Source organism: Corynebacterium mustelae (assembly GCF_001020985.1).
GTDB classification, from domain to species: Bacteria; Actinomycetota; Actinomycetes; order Mycobacteriales; family Mycobacteriaceae; genus Corynebacterium; species Corynebacterium mustelae.
Genome location: NZ_CP011542.1, coordinates 3,152,364 through 3,172,728 on the forward strand (window position 1 = coordinate 3,152,364; position 20,365 = coordinate 3,172,728).

Below are 20,365 nucleotides of genomic sequence, written 5' to 3' on the forward strand. Positions count from 1 at the left end.
AAATGAACCTTGAACGCACGGGAGGAGGTGACGAATGGGAGAAAAATTATCAGTCGGGAAAAACCGCCTATTAAAACCACGTGAGCTGTATCAGTACACCTGGCCAGCATTGTTATCGTCTGTTGGAAGTATCTTCATCGGAATAACTGACTCGTTGCTTATCTCTCACTATTCCACCGCAGCTCTAGCCGGGGTGGCATTGGGTGCGGCACTCTGTGAGCTTGTCATCAACATGCTGCAAGGTGGGTTAATGGCATATCGCATACTCGCGCCTAGGGCAGGAGGTCACGACGCACCTAACCGTGAAACTGCCGGATTGGCAATCGTGCTTAAAAGTTTGCTGCCGATCGCTGGGCTACTTGCAGCTGTCACCATCGCTTCCTCCATATATGGGTACTACTATTTCGACAACGAAACATGGTCACACGCGTTTTCCTACAGTGCAGCACGCGCACCCAGCTTTGTAGCAATAGTCGCAAGCTCAGCCATGTCCATTACACTGATCACATGGGGCTTAACGCGCATCCCGTTACTTATGTTCCTTATCTCTGCGCCGACAAACCTTGTCATAGATTATGTGCTCATTTACGGAGCCGGCCCGGCACCAGAATTAGGTGCGTTGGGTGCCGGAATTGGAAGCACCATCAGCACAATGCTGCCGCTTCCTGTGCTAATCGCATTAATCATGAAGAACCGTTCGCTAGTAGCCGACTCTACGGTGGCCGAACACTATAAAGGTTGGCAGAAGATGACGCGACCAGCGGTCTGGTCCGCCCTCGTGGATTATGGCGGGAATATAGCGTTCACAATGATTATCGCGGTTTCCGGCGCGGCGGCTGTCGCTGGGATGCGCTTCGGCGCGCAGCTTCATTTGCTAGCGTTCATCGTAATTTCGAGTGTCTCGTCGGCAGCGCTTTACATTTTGGGGAAAGAGTTTTCTACACACCGCAACACCATTAAAAAAGGCACCCCTGAGCTGCGCCGCACATTCTTCACGATCGGTTTTATCTCCGGCGGGGTTATTCTGCTGATAAGCCTGGCTGTTTCCCCGGTCATATCCCCCGATCCGGATGTGAACAGCGCGTTTAGGGTATCGGCGGTTATCGTTGCGGCACTGTGCCCGCTGGCCGGTGTGACATATGCGAATGTGACACTCTTACACTTATTTGGGCTAACCAATCACGAGTTCATAAGCAATGCAGTTGGTGTGTGGTGCGCTCAAATCCCTATAGCATTAGCGTTCTGCCTGCTAAGTGATGGCATATTGCCGTTTATTGGCATCGGTGCGTATTGGCTGTTTCGATGCGTGTTAAGCCATTGGCAAGTTACCCGATATGTCCAACTGACGAACGAAAAGTAGCAAGTTTTACATATCTAAACTGCGTAACGTTTTAGTTGCACCCTTAAGGCGTCGAAAAGTAAAAAGCTACTATGAAACCATGTCTCGATTCTTCGCGCTTGTATCAGCCTTACTCTTTTCGGTGCTCACGCTCGGCGTTTTCGGCGGCAGTTACGCCTACGCACAAGTAGCGACCAGCGTCGAGATCATCGATCCCGACGACATCCTCAGCGAAGCAGAAGAACAGGACCTAACCACATATACCGAACAAGCACCGTTACCTGAACCGATCACTACCGTGACCTTCATCGTGTTACGCCATGGTGACGAACCTTTCAACGACTTCGTTGTTAACTATCTGAAATCCAACCGCCCCGATCTGCTCAACCCCACCCAGGATAAATTCGCGGACGGTTCCGTCACCTTTGCGCTAGCCACTGAAAGCCGCCTCGTCGGCACGTATGTAGGGGACGACGTCGACAATGTCATTCAGCTGCGCAGCAACCCGGATCGGTTCGTTGACGAAATGAAGCCTGCGCTTGGCGACGGCAACTGGGTGGCCGGGCTCAAAACCGGTGTCGATACCGTCGCTGCAGGCCCGGAGGAACCCGGTTCGAATATCATTCCGATCATCCTTTTCTCCGGATTAGGAATAAGCACGCTCGGAGGGCTTTTCGCCGCAATCGCTGCCACCAGGAAGAAAACCCGCGCCACCGCCCGCGAACAATACGACTTCATTTCCCAAAACTACGGCCGACTCGCCCAGGAACTCACCCGTATCGACGTACAAGCAAACAACCTCAATAACCCGCTTGTCGACGCCGAACTGCGCTCACAGTGGGAAGACATCCGCGACGGTTTCTTAGCCGTCCACGAGGACATGATGAGCCTGCCTGAATTCAGCGGCCCCGAGGACAAAACCCTGTACAAACACGCCAAGAAAATCGCAACGATCCACGAAAAAGTGGAACAAGTCGTCGCCGCCGAGAAAAACCTTGAGACCTTGCACAAGCTGGAAACCGGCGACATCGCCACCCGACGCAACCAACTAGAAGACATCCGCAGTGACATCTTAAGTGGAAGCCTCAAAACCGAAAAGCCCGCTCACCGCGAAGCCATCACAGCCTTGCAAAATCGATGTGACGCACTTTTCAACCAGCTGGGGTCACCGCAGTTCATCTCCGACTACGCGCGGCTAATCAAGGATTACCAGACGATTCTCACCCATGTCCGCGAAGAGCAATTCACACACGTTCCTGAAACCACTCACGCCCCAACGCTCGGCTCCTCCGATTGGCGTCCGGGTTATGGATACAACGGTTACGTGCCGTACATGATCATGCACACGATGGACCAAGAAGCCCAAGCCGCCACCTCAAGCAGTAGCAGCTCAAACAGCACCTCGTTCTCTGGTGGATTCAGCGGCGCGGGTGTCAGCGGCCGGTTCTAACCTCGTCATTCGATACGTCACCCACCACACCACGAGTGCGGTGGCGCACCCTAAAACCGCACCCACGACAACGTCGCTGAACCAATGCACCCCAAGATACAGCCGCGCCGCCGCGACCAGCACCGCAAGTAACCACACGGACCATAATCGCCGCCCACCAAAAACCACCGTCAGACTGGTAGCGGCGGCGAAAATAACCATCGTGTGCCCCGACGGCATCGCGGAACTTGTCTCTACCACCGCCCGCACCGAAATAGGTGGCCGCGGGCGTTCCACAAATTCTTTAATCACGGTGTTGAAAATCCCAGCCAGAATCACCGAGGTTGCCATACCCCAGGCAGCTGGCTTCTTGCGCCACGCGGCGATACTACTAATCACAACCGCGTAGATGCACAGATACCTCGGGCGGGTCAGTTCACTGAGCACCGCCAAAAACTCAGTGAGCATTCCCACCCGATGTTCTACGAAGAATTCCAACACCACTTGATCCACCCAACGAAGTGTAATCGGCACTACCGCCACACGGCACCTGGCCGCGCCACAACATCAAGTCGGAGATTCCACAGATCACGTCCCGAAACCGCAGGAGCGTAACCCCGCTGACTCCAAATCTCCGACTTCATAAATCCATCGGATAGCTGGTTGTAGTCCTGGTCAATGTAGCGTCCATCTTCTTCCGTCAAGTCGGAGATTGCCCACTGGGAGGCGTCGACAAGCGATAACTCGCCGCAAAACCGCAGGTAAAAATGCGAACACACGACCGAAGTTTTGGAATCTCCGACTTCATACCAAACCACGCTGCCGAGACTGCTCCCGTTGAAAGCAAGCACCCGCGCTGCAACCACTCACGCCCACGACGTGAAGTCGGGGATTGCCTGAAGCGAAGCACCGCAACGTCACTGGCACCGATAAAAGCCCAGTTCACGGTCGGGGACAACGAAGAAAGCCGGAGTTGCTTTCCGCAATCTCCGACTTCACAATCTTTCGGCCAGCTCACTCGCCGAATTGTTTAGTCTTGTTCGGCTTCCTGTTCTTCCCGGAGCCGGGTACGCACTTCCATCAGGATGGATCCTAACCGGTTAAGCCCGCTGCCGTCCCCGCCGTCGCCCCAGTAGAAATCCTTACCGGTATGTTCAACTAGCGTGGCGTCGCCGGTGGCAAGAAGTTCCGCCGCAATGTCCGGGTTCTGGCTAAACTTCGCCCATACCGCGTCATACATGATGGAATCCTTGACCGATTCCCAGTCGGAACGTAGTGGTTTCTTCCGATCCCGCCCGGCGCGCGCTGCCGCTGATGGCGACTGGCATAGCCGGATCTCACGTTGGATTTTGGGGTCGTGGAATTTCATGGCCTGGAAGTAATGTTCCGAGGTGGCCCACCGTAATCCGTCGATGTAGAACTGGTATCTGGCGAAGTTTGAAAGGAAGCCGTAGGGGTCGTTGTTGCTGTAAAAGTAGATCGTTGACATTATTTATCCCAATTTCGTAGCGCGGTTAAAATGATCGGGTCGGGGGAATCGAGCTCGGCAAGCGAGTGGTAAAGCCGGTCCCCGACTTCAATGGCGTAGGTATCCGAGCAGGTGCGCAGCACGGTGATGGTGTTGTGGGTGACTCGGTAGTCTTCATCACTGAAGGGTTCTAAGTATAGGTCACGATAGGTGCCGCGAAGGGTGATTTCGCCTGCCCAGATGTAGGAATTTCCGGCAATTACACCGGTGCCGGTTATTTCAGAAAAGGCGATGGTGCTGTTTCCGGCGATCGTGATGTCGCCGTTGATGGTGGATTGGGTGACGGTGGCGTCGTCGCAAAGCGTGACGTGCGGGCCAAGCCACGCGCCGTCAGCAAGGCGCGGCCGCCCGGCGCGGGTGTGCGTCCCGGGGACCCAGCCGCCGCGCGCGCCGGTTTCGCTGTGTTGGATTTGGTAGACAACGGTGCCGTCGGGAAGCGTGCGAGTGGTGTCGGTGAGCACGTAATGCTGCTTTTCGACGTCCCCCGGCTGCGGCCGATCATACGATGCCATGTAGAACTGCTCGCGGCTGCGAATGGCGGCGGTTCCGGTGACCAAGCAATAGCTGATGTCGGGCAGCCCTGTAATGGTGGCATGATCGCGCACTGTAGTTGCGTAAATGTCGGCGAAACCGCCTACCGTGGCATTGCCGTAGATCGTTGCGGATTCGACGGTGCACTGCTCATGCACGCGCGCATTCCCCATGACGCCAGAGTAGCCAGTCACCCGAGCGTGACCGGCGATGGTTGCGTGCCCGCTGACCTGCGACTGGCCGTACACCCGGGCCTGTTCCGTCACGTGCGCATTGCCGAATACTTCGGCGGCACCATACACCCTCGCATTGCCTGTGACCTGCGCGGAACCGTAAACACGACAATTGCCATACACCCGGGCGGAACCTGTGATCCGGGCGTTTCCATACACTTCGGCGTCGTCGGCAATCCACGCATTATCTGCGATTCGTGGCTTGCCGGAATCGGTGTGAGTTGAGCTAACCCAGCCCCCGACATCCCCTTTGGAAACAAAGCGGGCGGGAATATCACGGGTGGCACGGATGCGAAACAACTGGACGCCGTGTGCGTTGGTTTTTGTTTCGTCAAACAGCTCAAAGTTCACGCTTTGTAATTTAATATAAACGCATGTACGAAATCTCCAGTTTAGAGCCGTTTTTCACTCCATTCCCCGAACCAAGCGACGTGTTTGCCGGAAACGATGCAGACATCGCCCGCGCCGCAGAACACCTGTTGCCACTGCTGACCATTGATCTGGAAGCCTACGACCCAGAATTTGCCGGGCTGAAAGTCCACATGCTCAGCCCAATCGAACCTTACGAGGGGCTGGTCGGGGAAAACACCGAGGACTATCACAACTACTATTTGCGGGAAAACTGGTTTGGTTTCCGGCTCACCGAGGACAATAAATACGAATTCCTCGGCGACTGGCGCTACTTCGAAGCCGAAAACCCCGAGTCCGCGCTCATGACCGGCACTATGCGGGATGACTTCATTAAACACCGCGACGAACTACGGGAATCTTATGCAGCCCGGAAACAGTACTTTGAAAAGTACAACCAGCTCGTATGGGTTGACACAATCGAAGGTATCGAAAAAGCACACGCCGAGCCCAACGTGCTTGAATACCTTGAGTCTTGGAAAGAACCAGCAGTGGAAGATAACTGGGTCGGCCTCGCTACCATCCCGTTAAAAGAAGAACCATGCGTTGTCACCGTTGAAGAAGAGGAAATGGAAGATACTGCCTACTATCCAATTTCCGAGGCAGGCAACCAGTTCTATCTGATAGCAGAAACCGCTGGCTACAACTACGCTGCCCACGGCGCAGACAGCATCCTGCTGTTCTTCGAACCGAAAGAACGCCTCGTGCTATTCACCTTCGATTGGTCGTAAAAACATGCCACAAATCACCAACCTCGAACCATTTCTCACCCCGTTCCCCGAACCAAGCGACGTCTTTGCCGGAAGCGAAGCAGACATCACCCGCGCTGCAGAACACCTGCTGCCGCTACTGACCATTGATCTGGAAGCCTACGACCCAGAATTTGCCGGGCTGAAAGTCCACATGCTTGGCCCAATCGAACCAGATGAAGGTTTCGTTGGCCAGAATTCCGAGGAGTTTTACAACTACTACCTACGCGAAAACTGGTTTGGTTTCCGGCTCACCGAGGACAATAAATACGAATTCCTCGGCGACTGGCGCTACTTCGAAGCTGAAAACCCTGAGTCTGGACTTCTAGAAAACGAATTTTTCCTTGAGTTTCGCGACAGAATTCGGACATCCTATGCAGCCCAGAAACAATACTTTAAAAGGTACAACCAGCTTGTATCGGTTGAGGCAGTCGAGGATATCGAAAAAGCACACGCCAAGCCCAACGCACAGAACTATCTCTCCACTTGGAAGGAACCAGCGTCTTATTTAAATGGAACGTCTCTTGCCAATATGCAGATCATTGAGGAACCAGGAATTGATGGCGATCTTGTCTACTATCCTGTTTCCGAGGCAGGTAACCGGTTCTACTTGATAGCAGAAACCCCGGCGTATTCGTACACAGCAGATGGCGCAGACAGCATCCTACTGTTCTTCGAACCGAAAGAACGCCTCGTGCTATTCACCTTCGATTGGTCGTAACTGCAGCACGGCGGTTTGGGCTTCGCGGAGAAGATCGCGGTCGGATTCCGGCATGGATTCTAAAAATTCGGGTCGCGATAGTACTGCCTGCCCGGTTGTGGTCCGATACACCGCCACCCGATCACCGGAGGAGAAAACTAGCGTGTGATAGTGGTGCGGTTGCCGAATGTCGGCGTTGTCCAGGCACCCGACTACCGTGATCGATGTAGTAATCACGGAATGCCCGGTGATGGTTCCGGCACCGTCAATATCGCAGCTTTCGATCGTGGTGGTTCCGGCCACCACAACATTCCCCGATACCCGGGACGAGCCGGTGACTGTGGCGTCGTCAGTAATTCGCGCACTGCCACTAATCCGCGCGGCACCAGAGACTTCCGCGCAGCAATCCACGACGGCGGTGCCAGCAACTATCGCCGAATCCTGGACGGAGGCCATGTCATAGACTTCGGCTTCGTCCGCGATCCACGCTGCTGGCGCAATGCACTCAGGAAATGCCACGTGCCCGCACCAACCGCCTAATTCACCCGCAGTTATCCCGTGTTCCGGGATGTCCCGGGTGGCGCGAATGCGATACACCCATTCGCAATCCGCAGTGAGTTTCTTCGTGTCAGTTAATTCAACATGGGAGGTCATGGCCGGTTCAGCTTTCGGCAAGATGGAGAAAGAAAATTTTCCTCCCCTATAGTGCCATACGCTGCGCAATTGCGAACTATCATTGGGTGACGGTGTCGGAAGTTCTTAGTAAAAAGGATGGAAAACAGTGATTGACGTAGCTAATTTGGAACCATTTCTCACCCCTTTTCCTCAACCAAGCAACGTGTTCGCCGGAACGAAAGACGAAATCGATCGCGCCGCGCGCCTCCTCTTGCCGCTGGTTTCTATCGATTTAGCGGCTTTCGACCCCACGTATTCCGGCACGATCCATATCATCTGCCCAGTCGAGCCTTATGAGTGCGTCCTTGGGGAGGGCACCGATGAGTTTCATTCCCGCTACGCATGCGATGATTGGATCGGGTTTCAGCTTAACGACGACAACACGTACTCGTTCCTCGGCGATTGGCAGTATTTCCAGGCCGAACACCCCACCCATGCATTGAAAACAACGGAGGAATTCCGCCAGTTTTACGCCGATGTCCATGCCGCTTACCAGTTGCGAAAGACATGTTTTGCCGAAACCGGAACTTTGAAATATGTACGTGAAGAAAGCGACAGCCATGCCGAACCCCCTGCCAGTGGCGAGCCACGGTTTATCTCGCAGTGGGCAGGGCTACCACCTAACAGAAATTGGGAAGGCAACAATGCCTATCCGTTAGTTGAAGTAGAGACTGATTCCGAGACGGGTGTTTCTTATTACCCGCTTACTGAGGATGGCCGCATGTTCCAGTTCATCGCTTCGGTGGATTCTTTCAGCTATGTAGATTTTTCCTGGCAGGAAATCCTCACGTTTTTCGACCCAAAAGATCGGATCGTTTTATTTACGTTCGAACGCTAGTGCTGGGTTAGTTAGTGTTTGGCTGTTGTTTACCATCTTCATTGCCTAACTGAATTACCGCCTGTGCATGAGTTTCTTGAACAATTTGCAGTAAATCTTGGAGCAGCGGCAAGAAAGCCGAATTTCCAATATCGTTAACCAGCTTTAATGCAACTTTTTTATCGATGCTTTCAATGACAAGAACTCCAAATGGTTCACCATCGCGATTAGTCAATCGAATGAACACCATTCGCTGGGATTGCATGCGGATCTGTTTTGCTTCGTCATAAGGGAAGTCATAGCGATTCACTACTTCTTTTACCCATGCATCTTCTTCAAAGCCATCACATCGAACGCAACATGCCCCCATTTGCCAGCATTGTTTCAAACCTCCCCAATTTGCTGGATAACGTCTTTTCGCAGTGACTTCCAAGCGGGATTTCCAGATATCCTGCTCACGGCAATGAAATAATCTCCATCATTCGGAGCTTTGCAATAAACAGAGCAACGGACTTCAGGTTTGCATTCGTTCCTTTTGTTGAGTTTGCACTCTTTGACCAATTGGAAAAGAAGTTTTTCCAATAAGGCTTCAACGTCGCTTATATACCGTTTGCTAAGTTTTTGGAATCGTTCCCTTTCTTGGAGGAGCTGACGAAGAGAAACTTTGCGACGCCATTGGCCAAAACCACCGACCACAGTACAAATTACAGCGAGAAAAGCAAAAATGTACCGCAAATAAACGACGTATCCAAACAATGCCCAAGACTGGTCGGGAAAAGCTGAAGCACAAATGGCAAAGATTGATGCTATACCCATCAAAATAGAAGGCCAAGCTTCCCAACACTCAATGAGAAACTTGACCAGTTTTTCTATTTTGAGGGACACTTATCAAAGCCCATCATGCATAAGCCAACATATCACTACCACGAGAAACCTCGCGGCGCGGGGTAATGTCCGCAACCTCATTAAAAAGATTTCGAATAATGCTATCTGCCGCTTTTTCCGCCGCATCGGCGTCTTGGGCAAAAAAAACAAATTCGACAGACAATTGCCCAGGACGTTTTGTTCGTTTGATTGTGGGAGACAGTTCCGCAAAAAAAGTTTGACTCAAAACTTGGCGAAAATCCAAAAGCGCTCGGTCGATATTTTCTGCCGAATCAATATACATAAAAGCTTGCAACTTGAATTGTTCCATCGTCAACCTTGCTCCTTTCTGGATCAACCAATCAATGTCCGTATATGAATACATTACACAAAAATGTGTTTTCAACTGGCGATTCACACCAATTTGGGGCACGACACAGAACTAAAACATCACATGCGTTAACCGCCTACGCCAGTTCGTCGACAAGCTTGTTGTCGAACATGCTTAACGCAGATGCGATCGCCATATGCATGTCCAGGTACTGGTAGGTGCCGAGGCGACCACCGAAGTACACCTTGCTGTTTGCGGTTTCGGCTTCGGCAAGCTCGCGGTATTTCAGCAGCATTTCGCGATCGGCGGGGGTGTTGATCGGATAATACGGCTCGTCCCCTTCGTCGGCAAAGCGGGAATACTCCTTCATAATTACCGTCTTGTCCTTGGGGTGACGGTCCTCCCGCTCGGGGTGGAAGTGCCGGAACTCGTGGATGCGGGTGTAGGGGAACTCGGCATCGTTGTAGTTCATCACCGGGGTGCCCTGGAAGTCGCCGGTGGGCAGCACTTCGGTTTCGAAGTCGAGGGTGCGCCACCCCAGTTTGCCTTCCGAGTAGTCAAAGTAGCGATCCAGCGGTCCGGTGTACACAACCGGGGCATCCGGGTTTGCGGCGCGTAGTTCATCACGAACCTCGAACCAGTCGGTGTTAAGGCGGACTTCGATATTGTCATGAGCTGCCATGTTTTCCAGCCAGGCAGCATACCCGTCGACAGGCAAACCCTCATAGGTGTCGTTGAAGTAGCGGTTATCGAAGTTGTAGCGCACTGGGAGCCGTGTGATGTTGCCAGCTGGTAATTCTTTGGGGTCGGTCTGCCATTGCTTGGCGGTGTAGTCCCGGATGAATGCCTCGTAGAGGGGGCGACCGATAAGCGAGATTGCCTTCTCCTCCAGGTTGGTGGCGTCTTCGGAATTGATTTCGGAGGCTTGTTCGGCGATGAGTGCGCGTGCCTCGTCCGGGCTGTAATACTTACCGAAGAATTGGCAAATGAGCCCCAGCCCCATCGGGAATTGGTAGGCAACGCCGTTGTGCATGGCGAAAACACGGTGCTGGTAGCCGGTGAAGTCTGTGAATTGATTGACGTAGTCCCATACCCGCTTATTAGAGGTATGGAATAGGTGGGCGCCGTACTTGTGAATCTCAATACCAGTTTCGGGTTCTGCTTCCGAGTAGGCATTGCCACCAAGGTGGTTGCGGCGTTCAACGATGAGCACCTTTTTTCCTAGTTGGGAAGCAGTACGCTCAGCAACGGTGAGGCCGAAAAGACCGGAGCCAACAACAATCAAGTCAAAGTCACTCATGCTTATCAAGGGTAATGGTCAACTGGGAGCAACAGCAATCGCCACACCCGCATTAAGTCTGCTACTTGTGGCGAACATCTAGTGGAGTTTTTTAGGGATTCGACACGCCGTTTTAAAAAATATTTTTAACAACAAATATGCAGCTAGGCCACAACTTTCACGCAATTCACATAAGTAACATACCCATCAGATGCTTCATTTATCCCAGTTATGTTCTATTGTTATCTCAGATAACTAACCCTAAACTAGAACTTTAAAGTCAGGTTTTCCTTGGTTTAAAAGTTCACAGTTCAAGGAACACAATTCACATTAAGGGAGATAAAAGTGAAGCAACGACGTCGTCTCATCGCTGCCCAAAACCGTCGCCCAGTCACCGCATCCATTGTTGCGGCAGCACTGGTCGCGAGTGCAGCGGTGGGCATTGGCACAACATCAATATTGCAAACCCAAAGCGACGGGATTGACCCCATCGACCCAACGATGACCACCGCAAGCCTCGCCGACGGCGAAAACATCGTTGTTGACGATCCAGCTATCGCAGCTCAAGGCGAAGGTGACGCGGCACGAACCGTCAAGCAATTTAACCGCGATGAAGAATTCTCGCAGTTTGCCATCACATGGGAAGGCGATAAAGACCTCGCAGCCTTTGTTCGCGGCCAACGTCCAGACGGAACATGGAGCGAATGGTTTGACACCGAGCCGCTCGACTACGGTTCCTCCGACCCCAACGCCCGCCAAGGCACCGACCTTATCTTCGTGGAACCTACCACTGCTGTTCAGGTATCCCTCTCAGGTGTTGACCTTGTAGAAGGCACCGAAGCTAAAGAACTCGATGTGGTGTTCATTGATGGCGGTGAATCTGAGGTTGCTGCTAACGGAATCAACCTGACCAGCGACTCCGATGGCTTACCTAAAGTCATTTCCCGCAAGGGTTGGGGTGCAGATGAAAGCATTCGCTGCTCCAATCCCAGTTTCAGTGATGGGACCGCAGGTATCACCATTCACCACACCGCTGGCTCCAACAACTACACCCGGGAACAAGCACCAGGCATTATGCGCGGCATTTACAAGTACCACGCCCAAAACCTGGGCTGGTGCGACATCGGATACCACGCACTTGCTGATAAATTCGGCAACCTCTATGAGGGGCGCTACGGCGGCCTAAATAAGGACATCATCGGCGCTCATGCAGGTGGCTTCAACGAAAACACCTGGGCGATTTCTATGATCGGCAACTATCAAACCGCGCAACCTTCTTCCGAAATGATCCAGGCTGTTGGCGAACTTGCTGGTTGGCGCGCCAAGGTAGCTGGCATTGACCCAACAGGCAAGGGTGCCCACTACTCTGAGGGAACTAAGTACACCCCTTACCCACAAGGCACCCGAGTTGAGTTGCCTAATATCTTCGCGCACCGTGACGTCGGCCTCACCGAATGCCCCGGCGACCATGCGTATGCACAAATGGGTACCATTCGCAATACAGCCAAGGCCAAGTACGATTCGATTGGTGGCGTATCTAATTCCAATCCGATTGTCACCCCAGACTCTGGTAACTCAGATTCCAACACAGACAATGCGGGCACTCCCCCATCTCGCCAGAACTCCAATCGGGCATCCAATGCCGCAACCAATGCGCTTGATCTACTCAAGCAACTGCAAAACATCGGTGACACCAAGGACCCCAAGGTGATGGCAACCGCAGCAGTATCTCTCATTTCGGTGGTTATTGGCATAGCTTCCGCATTGGGCGTCCTGCCTGGTAGCCTTTCCAAGCTGGGTGACGTCAAGATTATCAATGGCCTTACCTTATCTTCCATCCCGCCGATGGTAGACAAGATCGCCGGTTTGTCTTCTGACTCCCCAATCTCGAAGTTATGGAAGACGCTATCGCCAATCCTGGGCTCGGCACGCACGGGTGAAATCCAGTACACCAATGGCTATGGACAAGACATCACCTACGCACTGTTTGACAACGGAATCATCATTGGTTCCCCTGAGACTGGATCTCAAGCGCTGTGGGGTGTAATCGGCGACACCTGGGCTGCACAGGGGCTTGATATGGGACCACTCGGCCTGCCACTCAACCAGGAGTACCAGGACGGCGACTTGCTCCGTGTGGATTTTGAAGGCGGCTATATTACCTTCGATCCGGCAACCGGTGCCGTCGATGTAAAGACCAACGTCAACGCTGAAGAAGCGATGGCGGAATAATAAAACTTCCCTGACCGGAAGACCTTGTTATCTCCCTAAAGAACACGTAACCCCGCAGTATTCTCCCTTATACTGCGGGGTTACGTTATGCGTTTTTCGCTTTTCGACGACCTCAACCCCCTAAAGTTGGCACAACCGCGAACAACCTATTCTCCCGATATTGACCAGCACCACAGTAAAGCACAGTCTATACAGCAAACAATAAATCTCGAACAAATGATCTATGTTAGAGTCTAATGTTAGACACCTCGAATATAATGATGGCAATCATAGATATTGATCTAGGATAAAATCCACAAAACTCCACTCAACATAAATCTCTGAAAGAAGTACTACCGTGGAAAACGGTTCTTCACCTAATCATTTACAATCAATCGAAATTTGCGCAGGAGCTGGCGGACAGGCACTCGGACTTGAACGAGCAGGATTCACCCATGCTGCCGTGATCGAAATTGACAGGTGGGCTTCAGAGACTTTGCGGCTGAATCGGTCGCATGATGGCTTACACGGCCCGTGGCCAGTTTTCGAACTAGACATTCATGATTTCGACGGTACGCCTTATCGAAATGCGATTGACCTGTTCGCTGGCGGAGTTCCATGCCCGCCATTCTCCATCGCCGGAAAGCAACTAGGCGCAGCTGATGAGCGTGATTTGTTCCCCCGTGCAATTGAGCTAATTCGAGAGATTAATCCACGGGCGGTTTTGCTCGAAAACGTCAAAGGGCTGGCTCAGAAACGCTTTGATACTTATCGGCAACAAATAATTGATGAACTTAGTGTGCTAGGCTACACGGTTTTCTGGAAATTGCTATTCGCCTCAGATTTCGGCGTACCCCAACTACGGCCGCGTTTTATCCTTGTAGCGTTAAAAAATGAGTATGCTGCATTTTTCCAATGGCCAGACAAGCACATTGAACCACCAACAGTTGGGGAAGCGCTAGAAGATTTGATGTCGGCAAACGGATGGTTAGGAGCGAAACACTGGGCGGCTCAAGCTAATTCTATTGCACCTACCATTGTCGGCGGATCAAAAAAACATGGCGGCGCAGACGTTGGCCCGTCACGGGCACGTGAGGCCTGGCGAAAGCTGGGAGTCAAAGGAAGCTCAATTGCCGAAGAGGCGCCTGGGAGGGATTTTCCTGTAGGGGATTCTGAAAACTTACCGAGGTTAACAGTCCCCATGGGTGGTGTCATTCAAGGTTTTCCACCCGAGTGGCAGTGGGCGGGCGGAAAAACCGCTCAATGGCGTCAAGTAGGCAATGCTTTTCCACCACCAGTTGCAGAAGCAATCGGCCGTGCAATCCATAACGCATTAACAAAAACAAGGATCACAACCACTGCTAACATCAATAACCAAATTCCAATATCCGTTCCAGTCTGAGGAAGATTTTGCATTCTGTTCATCCGCTCACACCCGATAATGTGAGTATCAACTTTGCACAGCATTTAAGAAATTTTGACCCTGATGGCGAAAAGTGTCGCAAAGCTTTACGAAAGGCTTTAGACCATATTTATGATGGTCAACGCACTGGTCGCTTCAGTATTGACCAAGTTTCGAAAACAGAGGCAACCCACCTGGGCACCATGGTGGAGATTTACCTCAGACGCACACTTGATGGGTTCGTCAGCGACGGCGAAAGAATGGATTTTTCCATAGACGGTATCGATGTGGATTGCAAATTTTCCAAAACCCGTTTTGGTTGGATGATTCCGACCGAAACTGTAGGGAACTACGCTATGGTAACCCACGCAAATGATTATGAGCGCTACTGGCATCTCGGTTTCGTCTACGTAACTGAGGAAATTTTGACTAAAGGCGGTAATCGCGATCGTAAACGGAGTATTTCTAAACAAGGACGGCAGGCGATCGCGTGGTGTTGGCAGGAGCATACGCTTCCAGAGAACACCCTACTAACCCTCCCCAAAGAAACCGTCTCGCTGATTACATCTCATAGACATGGAACTCAACGTATAAACGAATTGTTCCGTGTTGCGCAGCAGCGAATAATCACCCGAAATGTCATCGCCACTGTTGCACAACAAGCGGACTATATGAAGCGAGTCCGTGCCAATGGTGGTGCGCGAACTACACTGGCCCCCGAGGGCATAATTATTCTCGGGGGAGACTACCTAGAGCAGAGAAAGATCGCCCAAGTTCTTGGGATCACGGTCCCGAACAAAGGCGAAATGATATCAGTTAGGGTTAGTTCCAATTGTGACTCACAAACCCCAAATACAGTTTCTCTTGCTGCAAAACTGTGGCGGGTCGCAACTGATGCCGACCCCATAGAGCATGCTCCAACACTGCCCACCACCTAAGTATTGTGGTATTGGCAGTGAATAAAACCAATAATCAGCTTGATAACGACTTAACTTTCACTGTGACAACGAAATCCTCAAGTTTTGCGGTGACCACATCGGTGGAACGTTGGAAAACTTCGCGTGTAGCGTTTTGAATATCGCTGACAATTTCTTTCACCGGGCGGGAATCATCAATTCCCACCTCGATGGTTACGGTCTTAGAGTCGTCGTCAAGAATAATTCCGTAGCGGGTTGCACCATCATTTTCACCGCTGACGCGCGCACCCCAGACCCGAAGTGCGCTGGTAATACCGGGCTCAAGACCTCGAACGCCTGAAATGCCCGTAACTACTTTCACCAGTTCGGTGGCTAGAGCGTTAGAAGTCGTCATCATGAAGATCCTCTATGTGAATATCGACATCAGGGGCGAATTTAAGGTTATCTTGGCACGATGTGCGTACTGCATCGCGTACCCGCGCGGTAAGTTCAGCGTAGTTCTTAGCGGTCACGTGCACGCTAATGCGACACCGAACCCGGGTTGGTTGACCGTAGCCGCGTTGGTTTTCTGGCGCTTCGGAGTACTCAAAGGATGAACATAGTGCACTGACCAAGGGGACAGATTCCACTGCTTGTCGCACAAGGGTACGTAGCGATAGCTCGGTCATTGTGTATGGTCCATGCTCGGTTGCGGGCATGTGAACCTCAGCACCGTGACGAGCGTTAGCGCGTACCGCTTCCATAACTGAGTCGAAGACTCGGCTGGAGGGACGTACTGATTCGTCGTTGTCCGCGTCCATCAGATCCCATTCGTCGTGCAGGGATTTGATCAGTTGGAGGTAACGTCCGGTGGCTTCGTCGCTCATTTCCACTCCTCCATCCGTTGCATAATGAGCGTTCGGGCGCGGGCTATCCGGCCGCGAGCCGTAGACTCGGTGATGTTTAGGGTGTGCGCGATCTCCTTATAGGACATGCTTTCAACCTCTCGAAGCGCCCAGCATGCGCGTAGCTCGGGGCTCACGGTGGATAGGACATCAGCGAGCGCCATAATCTGCGCATTGACTTCGCTGGTACGGGCGGGGTCGGTCTCACTGCTGGCGGAGCTTCCGGCATGCACGCTACTACCTTTTTGACCCGCTAATTCTTCAAAATTTGTCGGGTCGTGCGGGTCTGTTCCATGCGAGCTTAAGCGCCGGACGGTACTTGTGACTTTATTCGTGCAAATTTTCAGCAACCAGCCGCGAAACGCGGCGGGTTCGCGAAGCAAATGCAATCGTCGCCACGCCTGGATGAGGGTTTCCTGCACAACATCTTCAGAGTCTTGGCGGTTACCTAAAACCATGTATGCCGTGCGGAAAAGGCGACCTTGGTAGCGTTGGATCAATTGCTCAAAGGCAGCCACATCGCCATCTTGTGCTTTGAGTACTAAGTGTGTGTCGTTTTGTTGGCTCACGCTAACGCTTTCCGACGATGGTCAGCAACCCCTGCGACCGCCTCGGAAGCGGTACCGCTACTAGGTTTGATTATCACATCTACTTGTTGCGGTGCTGTGCCTAAGGAAGCAGTGATGTCATCGGCGAGTCGGCGTCGTAACGCGGCGACCGCCCACGAAACCTGAGCTTCCTGGCTGATCTTCGCGCTTGCTTGCAACCAGATGTTGCGTGAGGAACCAGCCACCCAGACTGAGCAACCAGACACCCCAGGTACTTCTTCAGCCCGCTCGGACAAAGCACGTGCTAGTACGTCTGGGGAAACCGTGGCCATGAGGGTGCCGTCAGTGTCGACCAACCGTAGGGGCGCAGTACGTGCTTTACGCGGAATTTGGGAAATGAGCATCACGATACCCACGATCAACGCGATCAAGGCAATCGCAATGGCTGCGGGAAAGAGCCAATTGCTGTTCGCACTCAGCAAAGCGCCGATGTGCGTGTGTGGATTTGGCAAAAGTGGTTGCAGTTGTGGCCACGAAACACCCAGGTTTAGCAGGGTTGCCGCCAACCAAGCTGCCGCAAGGGTAATTAGTAGTCCGATAATGGCAAGCACAACCCGGTTTTTGATACCAGAAATGGAACGCATAATCTGTATCCTCCTTTAGTTATGTGCGGCGAAGCCGCACCCGAGGTCGAATGCCTGTAGCGGGTTTTAGCTGCAACAGTGCATCTTCGGCGGCCGCCTGTACTGCGGAATGCAACGGTTCAGAGTTTCCAAGAACGCTGCCCACCTGAAGGTCAGCCCGACGTCGACTAGCGTTAACCTTCACCGAGTCCACTCCATCGACTTGTTCCACGCGGTGTTGAACCAATGTGGCCAGATCCCGACGGGTCATTACGGTCTCGCCGGGAATGTCGTCGGCGAGTACTGCAACCCGGCGCGGCTGGCCGGGCCACAGAGCAAGTAGAAGTAATAGCACTCCGATAACCGCGAGAACGCAGGCGGCGACTATAACTGCGGTGGAAGCGAGCTGGGTTGACGCTATCGTTTCCATCGTGTTTTGTGCTTGATGGGGCCACTGGCCAGTCACGACATGCGTTCCAAGTAGCCATAGCCCTACGGCACCTAGAGCTACCAGCACGATTGCCAACACTGTGGCTGGTATCGTCCGGGTCGGCCGCCGGGTGAGACTTCGGGGGTCGTTGTTCATCGCAGTGCTCCTCTTATTGTGCTGCTGGGATCGAGCCAGGAAATCTCGATGTCAATGCGCCCTACTTCTAGTCCAGTGAGGTTTTCAACTCGAGTGCGCATGCGTTCACGTAGTTCTTGAACGCTGGAATGTAGTGGCAGGGGGAACACCATGCCGATGTCCATGCGTAGTACCGCCATGTTTCCGTAGAGATCACATTCGACGGTAGGGCGGGAGGAAAAGTCCCGGCGCGCTCCGACTCCCATGACTCCACCCGCTGCGGAGCCGACAAAGCGCACTTCAGAGGCTGCTTGTTCGGCGATGCGGGCGACAACACGTGCTGGTATGGTTGTGGTGCCGCGTTGTGGGGCGGTTCCCTTCATGTTTTCTGCAATTTCGTCGCTAATGGTCACGGGCGTCATTGCCTCCAGCGGTCCAGGAGCTCGCGGGCATCAAGTCGGCCTTCTAAGGCAAGGACCCGCGGCTCCCCCGAAGAGGCCGCATAGTGCCACCAGGACGAAAGCAGTGAAGGATCCGAAAGCTAGAACTGTGCCGAGGAACAGTCCAATGAGGATAGCTAGGTGTGTGGTCTTCATGCATACTCCTTGGTTGCAGCGTAGATCTTTGGGTTTACTTCAATTCGGTGGTGGAGGAGTTGTCAGAATCCTCGTCTGGCAAGTGGACGTCGGTAACGTTTACGTTGACTTCAATCACTTCGAGGCCGGTGGTGCCTTCAACCTGCTCGATAATATTGCGGCGGATAGCGTTTCCTACCTCTACGATGGAGACTCCGTATTCAACAACAACGGTGACGTCCACAGCTGCTTGGGTTTCGCCTTTTTCTACGCTAATGCCGCCTGCGACGTTGGTCTGAGCGTTAGGGATACGGTCGGTAAGCGCGGCGTGCAGCGTTGCCCATGTCGTAGACGCCGGGCACCTCGCGGGTAGCCATACCGGCGATCTTTGCAACAACATTTTCTTCAATGGTGGTTACGCCGTGCTCGGTTTGCAGCGGGCCACGGTTGGCGGTTTCGTTCTTCTCGTGACGCTTTTCTTCACGGTGCTGTGCGATCTCGCGCTGCTGACCGGTTTGTGGGATTGAGTTATTGTTCATTGTGTGTCTCCTTCAAAAGTTTGTAGTTAACGACTTTCGTCAACTGGGACACTAGTAAGACGCAGTGACTTGAGGAGTTGTCACGCCAATATTGTGTGATTTGAATCACTATATAGAATTGTGGGTGCGTGTCCTGGCGACATGCCGAGAAAAACCAACATGTTGCAGTATCAACAGAGAAAGATAAAAGCCATGATTGTCGTGATAAACGGCCCATCAAGCTGCGGAAAAACCTCCGCCGCCGCAGCTTTAACAAACATCGCCCCCGGTGCGTGGCTACGGTTTTCCATTGATGATTTCATCAACGCACTACCGCCCAAACTCGTTGGTTCCCCCGCCGGGCTAATGATTTCTGAAACTGGCACCGTCAGCACGGGCGCGACGTTTCATATGCTTTTCGACGCCTGGCTCAGCGCCCTAGGGCACCTCGCCCGCACCAGCGTTCATATTGTCTATGACGATGTTTTCCTTGACCCCATCACCAGCAAACGCACCCTTTCACAAGCTTTTAGTGGCAATGACATAGTGTGGGTGGCACTTGAATGTTCCCCCGATGAACTCGCACGACGCGAGGCCAGTCGTGGCGATCGCCCCGCCGGAATGGCTACCAGCCAATTAAGCTGTGTGGACCACCGCTACACAGCGGACATCAGGCTCACCACCGATCGGCTAACACCAGAACAGATAGCCCGGAAAATCCTTGGTTATATCAATTACCCAGAGTGAAAAATCATTCCCCCAGTCAAATAAATCCCCCGTTCCCACCAAGCCGTGACAATACGCAATCCAACACCACATCAGCTGTTTCGCAGGAGATCACACAGCAAAACCAAGCGAATAAAAGCAATGTAGAAGCACCATATCCTGATGCTTCTACATTGCTTTAAAAACAAAAAATATCAAGGCGAAAGCTTAGTCAAAAGACTTTTGGGCATCCACTAATCTTTCTTCGGCCGCCCATACACTGCCACAACAAAGAGAATTAGTGTTCCCAGTGCAACAAGATTGGAGTAAAGCTCCCAATCCACTTTTGAGTCAAAACCCAAAAGTTTAAGAAGAAAGACATACCCTAAGAGCCCCACAATCAATGTAACCCACCGCAATAGCAGGTTTTTCCATGATAAATCTATCGACCAAGCATTTTCCGCTCTTCTTTCCATCTCTTGCTCCTTTCTTTATGTCAAGAATCTAACTTCGAACCGTACAGACATGGTAGCA

26 protein-coding genes are annotated in these 20,365 nt (G+C 52.5%); 9 read left to right on the forward strand and 17 right to left on the reverse strand.

The annotated features are described in order from the left end of the window. The first annotated feature begins 34 nt into the window (after nucleotides 1-34). Nucleotides 35-1,360, forward strand: coding sequence for an MATE family efflux transporter (locus tag CMUST_RS14010; protein WP_047263033.1), 1,326 nt, complete (start codon nucleotides 35-37; stop codon nucleotides 1,358-1,360). Between the two features lie 79 nt (nucleotides 1,361-1,439). Next, nucleotides 1,440-2,789 (forward strand): DUF5129 domain-containing protein, encoded by a 1,350-nt coding sequence (locus tag CMUST_RS14015; RefSeq protein ID WP_047263034.1) that lies wholly within the window; start codon nucleotides 1,440-1,442, stop codon nucleotides 2,787-2,789. Here CMUST_RS14015 and CMUST_RS16435 read toward each other — a convergent pair. The 4 genes from CMUST_RS16435 to CMUST_RS16165 all read right to left on the reverse strand — a co-directional run bounded on the left by CMUST_RS16435 (nucleotide 2,730) and on the right by CMUST_RS16165 (nucleotide 5,411). After that, complete coding sequence (locus CMUST_RS16435; RefSeq protein WP_158408243.1) at nucleotides 2,730-3,281, reverse strand: phosphatase PAP2 family protein; 552 nt, start codon at nucleotides 3,279-3,281, stop codon at nucleotides 2,730-2,732. The two genes, CMUST_RS14015 and CMUST_RS16435, sit on opposite strands and share 60 nt — an antisense overlap. Nucleotides 3,282-3,301: 20 nt before the next feature. Then, nucleotides 3,302-3,547, reverse strand: coding sequence for a hypothetical protein (locus tag CMUST_RS14025; protein WP_144414235.1), 246 nt, complete (start codon nucleotides 3,545-3,547; stop codon nucleotides 3,302-3,304). A gap of 251 nt (nucleotides 3,548-3,798) precedes the next feature. Continuing rightward, nucleotides 3,799-4,257, reverse strand: coding sequence for an NADAR family protein (locus CMUST_RS14030; RefSeq protein WP_047263037.1), 459 nt, complete (start codon nucleotides 4,255-4,257; stop codon nucleotides 3,799-3,801). Next, nucleotides 4,257-5,411, reverse strand: coding sequence for a hypothetical protein (locus CMUST_RS16165; protein WP_052844798.1), 1,155 nt, complete (start codon nucleotides 5,409-5,411; stop codon nucleotides 4,257-4,259). Before CMUST_RS16165 ends, CMUST_RS14030 begins: the two co-directional genes overlap by 1 nt. Nucleotides 5,412-5,434: 23 nt before the next feature. On the opposite strand from CMUST_RS16165, the gene CMUST_RS14040 reads away from it, so the two are divergent. Both CMUST_RS14040 and CMUST_RS14045 read left to right on the forward strand, forming a co-directional pair. After that, nucleotides 5,435-6,199, forward strand: a complete 765-nt coding sequence (locus CMUST_RS14040) for a hypothetical protein (RefSeq protein WP_052844799.1) — start codon at nucleotides 5,435-5,437, stop codon at nucleotides 6,197-6,199. Nucleotides 6,200-6,203: 4 nt separating this feature from the next. Further along, nucleotides 6,204-6,938, forward strand: coding sequence for a hypothetical protein (locus CMUST_RS14045; RefSeq protein WP_047263038.1), 735 nt, complete (start codon nucleotides 6,204-6,206; stop codon nucleotides 6,936-6,938). On the opposite strand, the gene CMUST_RS16170 is transcribed toward CMUST_RS14045, so the two are convergent. Beyond that, entirely contained in the window at nucleotides 6,915-7,571 is a 657-nt protein-coding gene (locus tag CMUST_RS16170; RefSeq protein ID WP_052844800.1) for a hypothetical protein, read from the reverse strand. The genes CMUST_RS14045 and CMUST_RS16170 overlap by 24 nt on opposite strands. Before the next feature lie 127 nt (nucleotides 7,572-7,698). On the opposite strand from CMUST_RS16170, the gene CMUST_RS14055 reads away from it, so the two are divergent. After that, entirely contained in the window at nucleotides 7,699-8,430 is a 732-nt protein-coding gene (locus CMUST_RS14055; protein ID WP_047263039.1) for a hypothetical protein, read from the forward strand. Nucleotides 8,431-8,437: 7 nt separating this feature from the next. Here the strand turns inward: CMUST_RS14055 and CMUST_RS14060 are convergent, their stop codons facing one another. From CMUST_RS14060 to glf, 3 genes are all read right to left on the reverse strand, one after another. Next, the gene (locus CMUST_RS14060) at nucleotides 8,438-8,842 is read right to left on the reverse strand and encodes a hypothetical protein (protein WP_144414236.1); all 405 of its coding nucleotides are present in this window, start codon (nucleotides 8,840-8,842) and stop codon (nucleotides 8,438-8,440) included. Nucleotides 8,843-9,307: 465 nt separating this feature from the next. Next, nucleotides 9,308-9,604, reverse strand: coding sequence for a hypothetical protein (locus CMUST_RS14070; RefSeq protein ID WP_047263042.1), 297 nt, complete (start codon nucleotides 9,602-9,604; stop codon nucleotides 9,308-9,310). A 136-nt stretch (nucleotides 9,605-9,740) separates the two neighbouring features. After that, nucleotides 9,741-10,904, reverse strand: a complete 1,164-nt coding sequence (glf, locus tag CMUST_RS14075) for a UDP-galactopyranose mutase (RefSeq protein ID WP_047263043.1) — start codon at nucleotides 10,902-10,904, stop codon at nucleotides 9,741-9,743. Between the two features lie 324 nt (nucleotides 10,905-11,228). Here glf and CMUST_RS14080 point away from each other — a divergent pair, with 324 nt between their 5' ends. The 3 genes from CMUST_RS14080 to CMUST_RS14090 all read left to right on the forward strand — a co-directional run bounded on the left by CMUST_RS14080 (nucleotide 11,229) and on the right by CMUST_RS14090 (nucleotide 15,434). Continuing rightward, entirely contained in the window at nucleotides 11,229-13,115 is a 1,887-nt protein-coding gene (locus CMUST_RS14080) for an N-acetylmuramoyl-L-alanine amidase (protein ID WP_047263044.1), read from the forward strand. Between the two features lie 337 nt (nucleotides 13,116-13,452). Further along, nucleotides 13,453-14,496 (forward strand): DNA cytosine methyltransferase, encoded by a 1,044-nt coding sequence (locus CMUST_RS14085; RefSeq protein ID WP_047263045.1) that lies wholly within the window; start codon nucleotides 13,453-13,455, stop codon nucleotides 14,494-14,496. Nucleotides 14,497-14,504: 8 nt separating this feature from the next. Beyond that, nucleotides 14,505-15,434 (forward strand): NaeI family type II restriction endonuclease, encoded by a 930-nt coding sequence (locus CMUST_RS14090; protein WP_052844801.1) that lies wholly within the window; start codon nucleotides 14,505-14,507, stop codon nucleotides 15,432-15,434. A gap of 34 nt (nucleotides 15,435-15,468) precedes the next feature. Here the strand turns inward: CMUST_RS14090 and CMUST_RS14095 are convergent, their stop codons facing one another. The 8 genes from CMUST_RS14095 to CMUST_RS17090 all read right to left on the reverse strand — a co-directional run bounded on the left by CMUST_RS14095 (nucleotide 15,469) and on the right by CMUST_RS17090 (nucleotide 19,147). Then, the gene (locus CMUST_RS14095) at nucleotides 15,469-15,810 is read right to left on the reverse strand and encodes a transcriptional regulator (RefSeq protein ID WP_144414238.1); all 342 of its coding nucleotides are present in this window, start codon (nucleotides 15,808-15,810) and stop codon (nucleotides 15,469-15,471) included. Next, a complete protein-coding gene (locus CMUST_RS14100; RefSeq protein WP_052844802.1) occupies nucleotides 15,794-16,279 on the reverse strand; it encodes a hypothetical protein in 486 nt (161 codons plus the stop codon). Before CMUST_RS14100 ends, CMUST_RS14095 begins: the two co-directional genes overlap by 17 nt. Then, entirely contained in the window at nucleotides 16,276-16,866 is a 591-nt protein-coding gene (locus tag CMUST_RS14105; RefSeq protein ID WP_052844803.1) for an RNA polymerase sigma factor, read from the reverse strand. Before CMUST_RS14105 ends, CMUST_RS14100 begins: the two co-directional genes overlap by 4 nt. Then, a complete protein-coding gene (locus CMUST_RS14110) occupies nucleotides 16,863-17,489 on the reverse strand; it encodes an Asp23/Gls24 family envelope stress response protein (RefSeq protein WP_047263049.1) in 627 nt (208 codons plus the stop codon). Before CMUST_RS14110 ends, CMUST_RS14105 begins: the two co-directional genes overlap by 4 nt. 19 nt (nucleotides 17,490-17,508) lie before the next feature. Beyond that, nucleotides 17,509-18,054 carry a DUF6286 domain-containing protein gene (locus tag CMUST_RS14115; RefSeq protein WP_047263050.1) on the reverse strand — a complete coding sequence of 182 codons (546 nt, stop codon included), beginning with the start codon at nucleotides 18,052-18,054 and terminating at the stop codon, nucleotides 17,509-17,511. Continuing rightward, on the reverse strand, nucleotides 18,051-18,455 hold the full coding sequence (locus CMUST_RS14120) for an Asp23/Gls24 family envelope stress response protein (RefSeq protein ID WP_047263051.1): 405 nt from the start codon (nucleotides 18,453-18,455) through the stop codon (nucleotides 18,051-18,053). The genes CMUST_RS14115 and CMUST_RS14120 overlap by 4 nt, the downstream gene beginning before the upstream one ends. Nucleotides 18,456-18,663: 208 nt before the next feature. Next, nucleotides 18,664-19,008, reverse strand: a complete 345-nt coding sequence (locus tag CMUST_RS14130; protein WP_236690127.1) for an Asp23/Gls24 family envelope stress response protein — start codon at nucleotides 19,006-19,008, stop codon at nucleotides 18,664-18,666. Next, a complete protein-coding gene (locus CMUST_RS17090; protein ID WP_236690128.1) occupies nucleotides 18,911-19,147 on the reverse strand; it encodes an Asp23/Gls24 family envelope stress response protein in 237 nt (78 codons plus the stop codon). Before CMUST_RS17090 ends, CMUST_RS14130 begins: the two co-directional genes overlap by 98 nt. Before the next feature lie 192 nt (nucleotides 19,148-19,339). On the opposite strand from CMUST_RS17090, the gene CMUST_RS14135 reads away from it, so the two are divergent. Beyond that, the gene (locus tag CMUST_RS14135) at nucleotides 19,340-19,873 is read left to right on the forward strand and encodes a phosphotransferase-like protein (RefSeq protein ID WP_052844804.1); all 534 of its coding nucleotides are present in this window, start codon (nucleotides 19,340-19,342) and stop codon (nucleotides 19,871-19,873) included. Between the two features lie 212 nt (nucleotides 19,874-20,085). Here CMUST_RS14135 and CMUST_RS14140 read toward each other — a convergent pair whose 3' ends face one another. Further along, a complete protein-coding gene (locus CMUST_RS14140; protein ID WP_047263052.1) occupies nucleotides 20,086-20,307 on the reverse strand; it encodes a hypothetical protein in 222 nt (73 codons plus the stop codon). Nucleotides 20,308-20,365: the final 58 nt, after the last annotated feature.

Bases quoted from the DNA above. Each gene is read 5' to 3' on its own strand.
- CMUST_RS16170 (WP_052844800.1), bottom strand. From the start codon at position 7,571: ATGACCTCCCATGTTGAATTAACTGACACGAAGAAACTCACTGCGGAT.
- CMUST_RS17090 (WP_236690128.1), bottom strand. From the start codon at position 19,147: ATGAACAATAACTCAATCCCACAAACCGGTCAGCAGCGCGAGATCGCA.
- CMUST_RS14095 (WP_144414238.1), bottom strand. From the start codon at position 15,810: ATGATGACGACTTCTAACGCTCTAGCCACCGAACTGGTGAAAGTAGTT.
- CMUST_RS14120 (WP_047263051.1), bottom strand. From the start codon at position 18,455: ATGACGCCCGTGACCATTAGCGACGAAATTGCAGAAAACATGAAGGGA.
- CMUST_RS14100 (WP_052844802.1), bottom strand. From the start codon at position 16,279: ATGAGCGACGAAGCCACCGGACGTTACCTCCAACTGATCAAATCCCTG.
- CMUST_RS14135 (WP_052844804.1), top strand. From the start codon at position 19,340: ATGATTGTCGTGATAAACGGCCCATCAAGCTGCGGAAAAACCTCCGCC.
- glf (WP_047263043.1), bottom strand. From the start codon at position 10,904: ATGAGTGACTTTGACTTGATTGTTGTTGGCTCCGGTCTTTTCGGCCTC.
- CMUST_RS14110 (WP_047263049.1), bottom strand. From the start codon at position 17,489: ATGCGTTCCATTTCTGGTATCAAAAACCGGGTTGTGCTTGCCATTATC.
- CMUST_RS14070 (WP_047263042.1), bottom strand. From the start codon at position 9,604: ATGGAACAATTCAAGTTGCAAGCTTTTATGTATATTGATTCGGCAGAA.
- CMUST_RS14130 (WP_236690127.1), bottom strand. From the start codon at position 19,008: ATGTTGTTGCAAAGATCGCCGGTATGGCTACCCGCGAGGTGCCCGGCG.
- CMUST_RS14040 (WP_052844799.1), top strand. From the start codon at position 5,435: ATGTACGAAATCTCCAGTTTAGAGCCGTTTTTCACTCCATTCCCCGAA.
- CMUST_RS14030 (WP_047263037.1), bottom strand. From the start codon at position 4,257: ATGTCAACGATCTACTTTTACAGCAACAACGACCCCTACGGCTTCCTT.
- CMUST_RS14045 (WP_047263038.1), top strand. From the start codon at position 6,204: ATGCCACAAATCACCAACCTCGAACCATTTCTCACCCCGTTCCCCGAA.
- CMUST_RS14015 (WP_047263034.1), top strand. From the start codon at position 1,440: ATGTCTCGATTCTTCGCGCTTGTATCAGCCTTACTCTTTTCGGTGCTC.
- CMUST_RS14115 (WP_047263050.1), bottom strand. From the start codon at position 18,054: ATGAACAACGACCCCCGAAGTCTCACCCGGCGGCCGACCCGGACGATA.
- CMUST_RS14140 (WP_047263052.1), bottom strand. From the start codon at position 20,307: ATGGAAAGAAGAGCGGAAAATGCTTGGTCGATAGATTTATCATGGAAA.
- CMUST_RS14010 (WP_047263033.1), top strand. From the start codon at position 35: ATGGGAGAAAAATTATCAGTCGGGAAAAACCGCCTATTAAAACCACGT.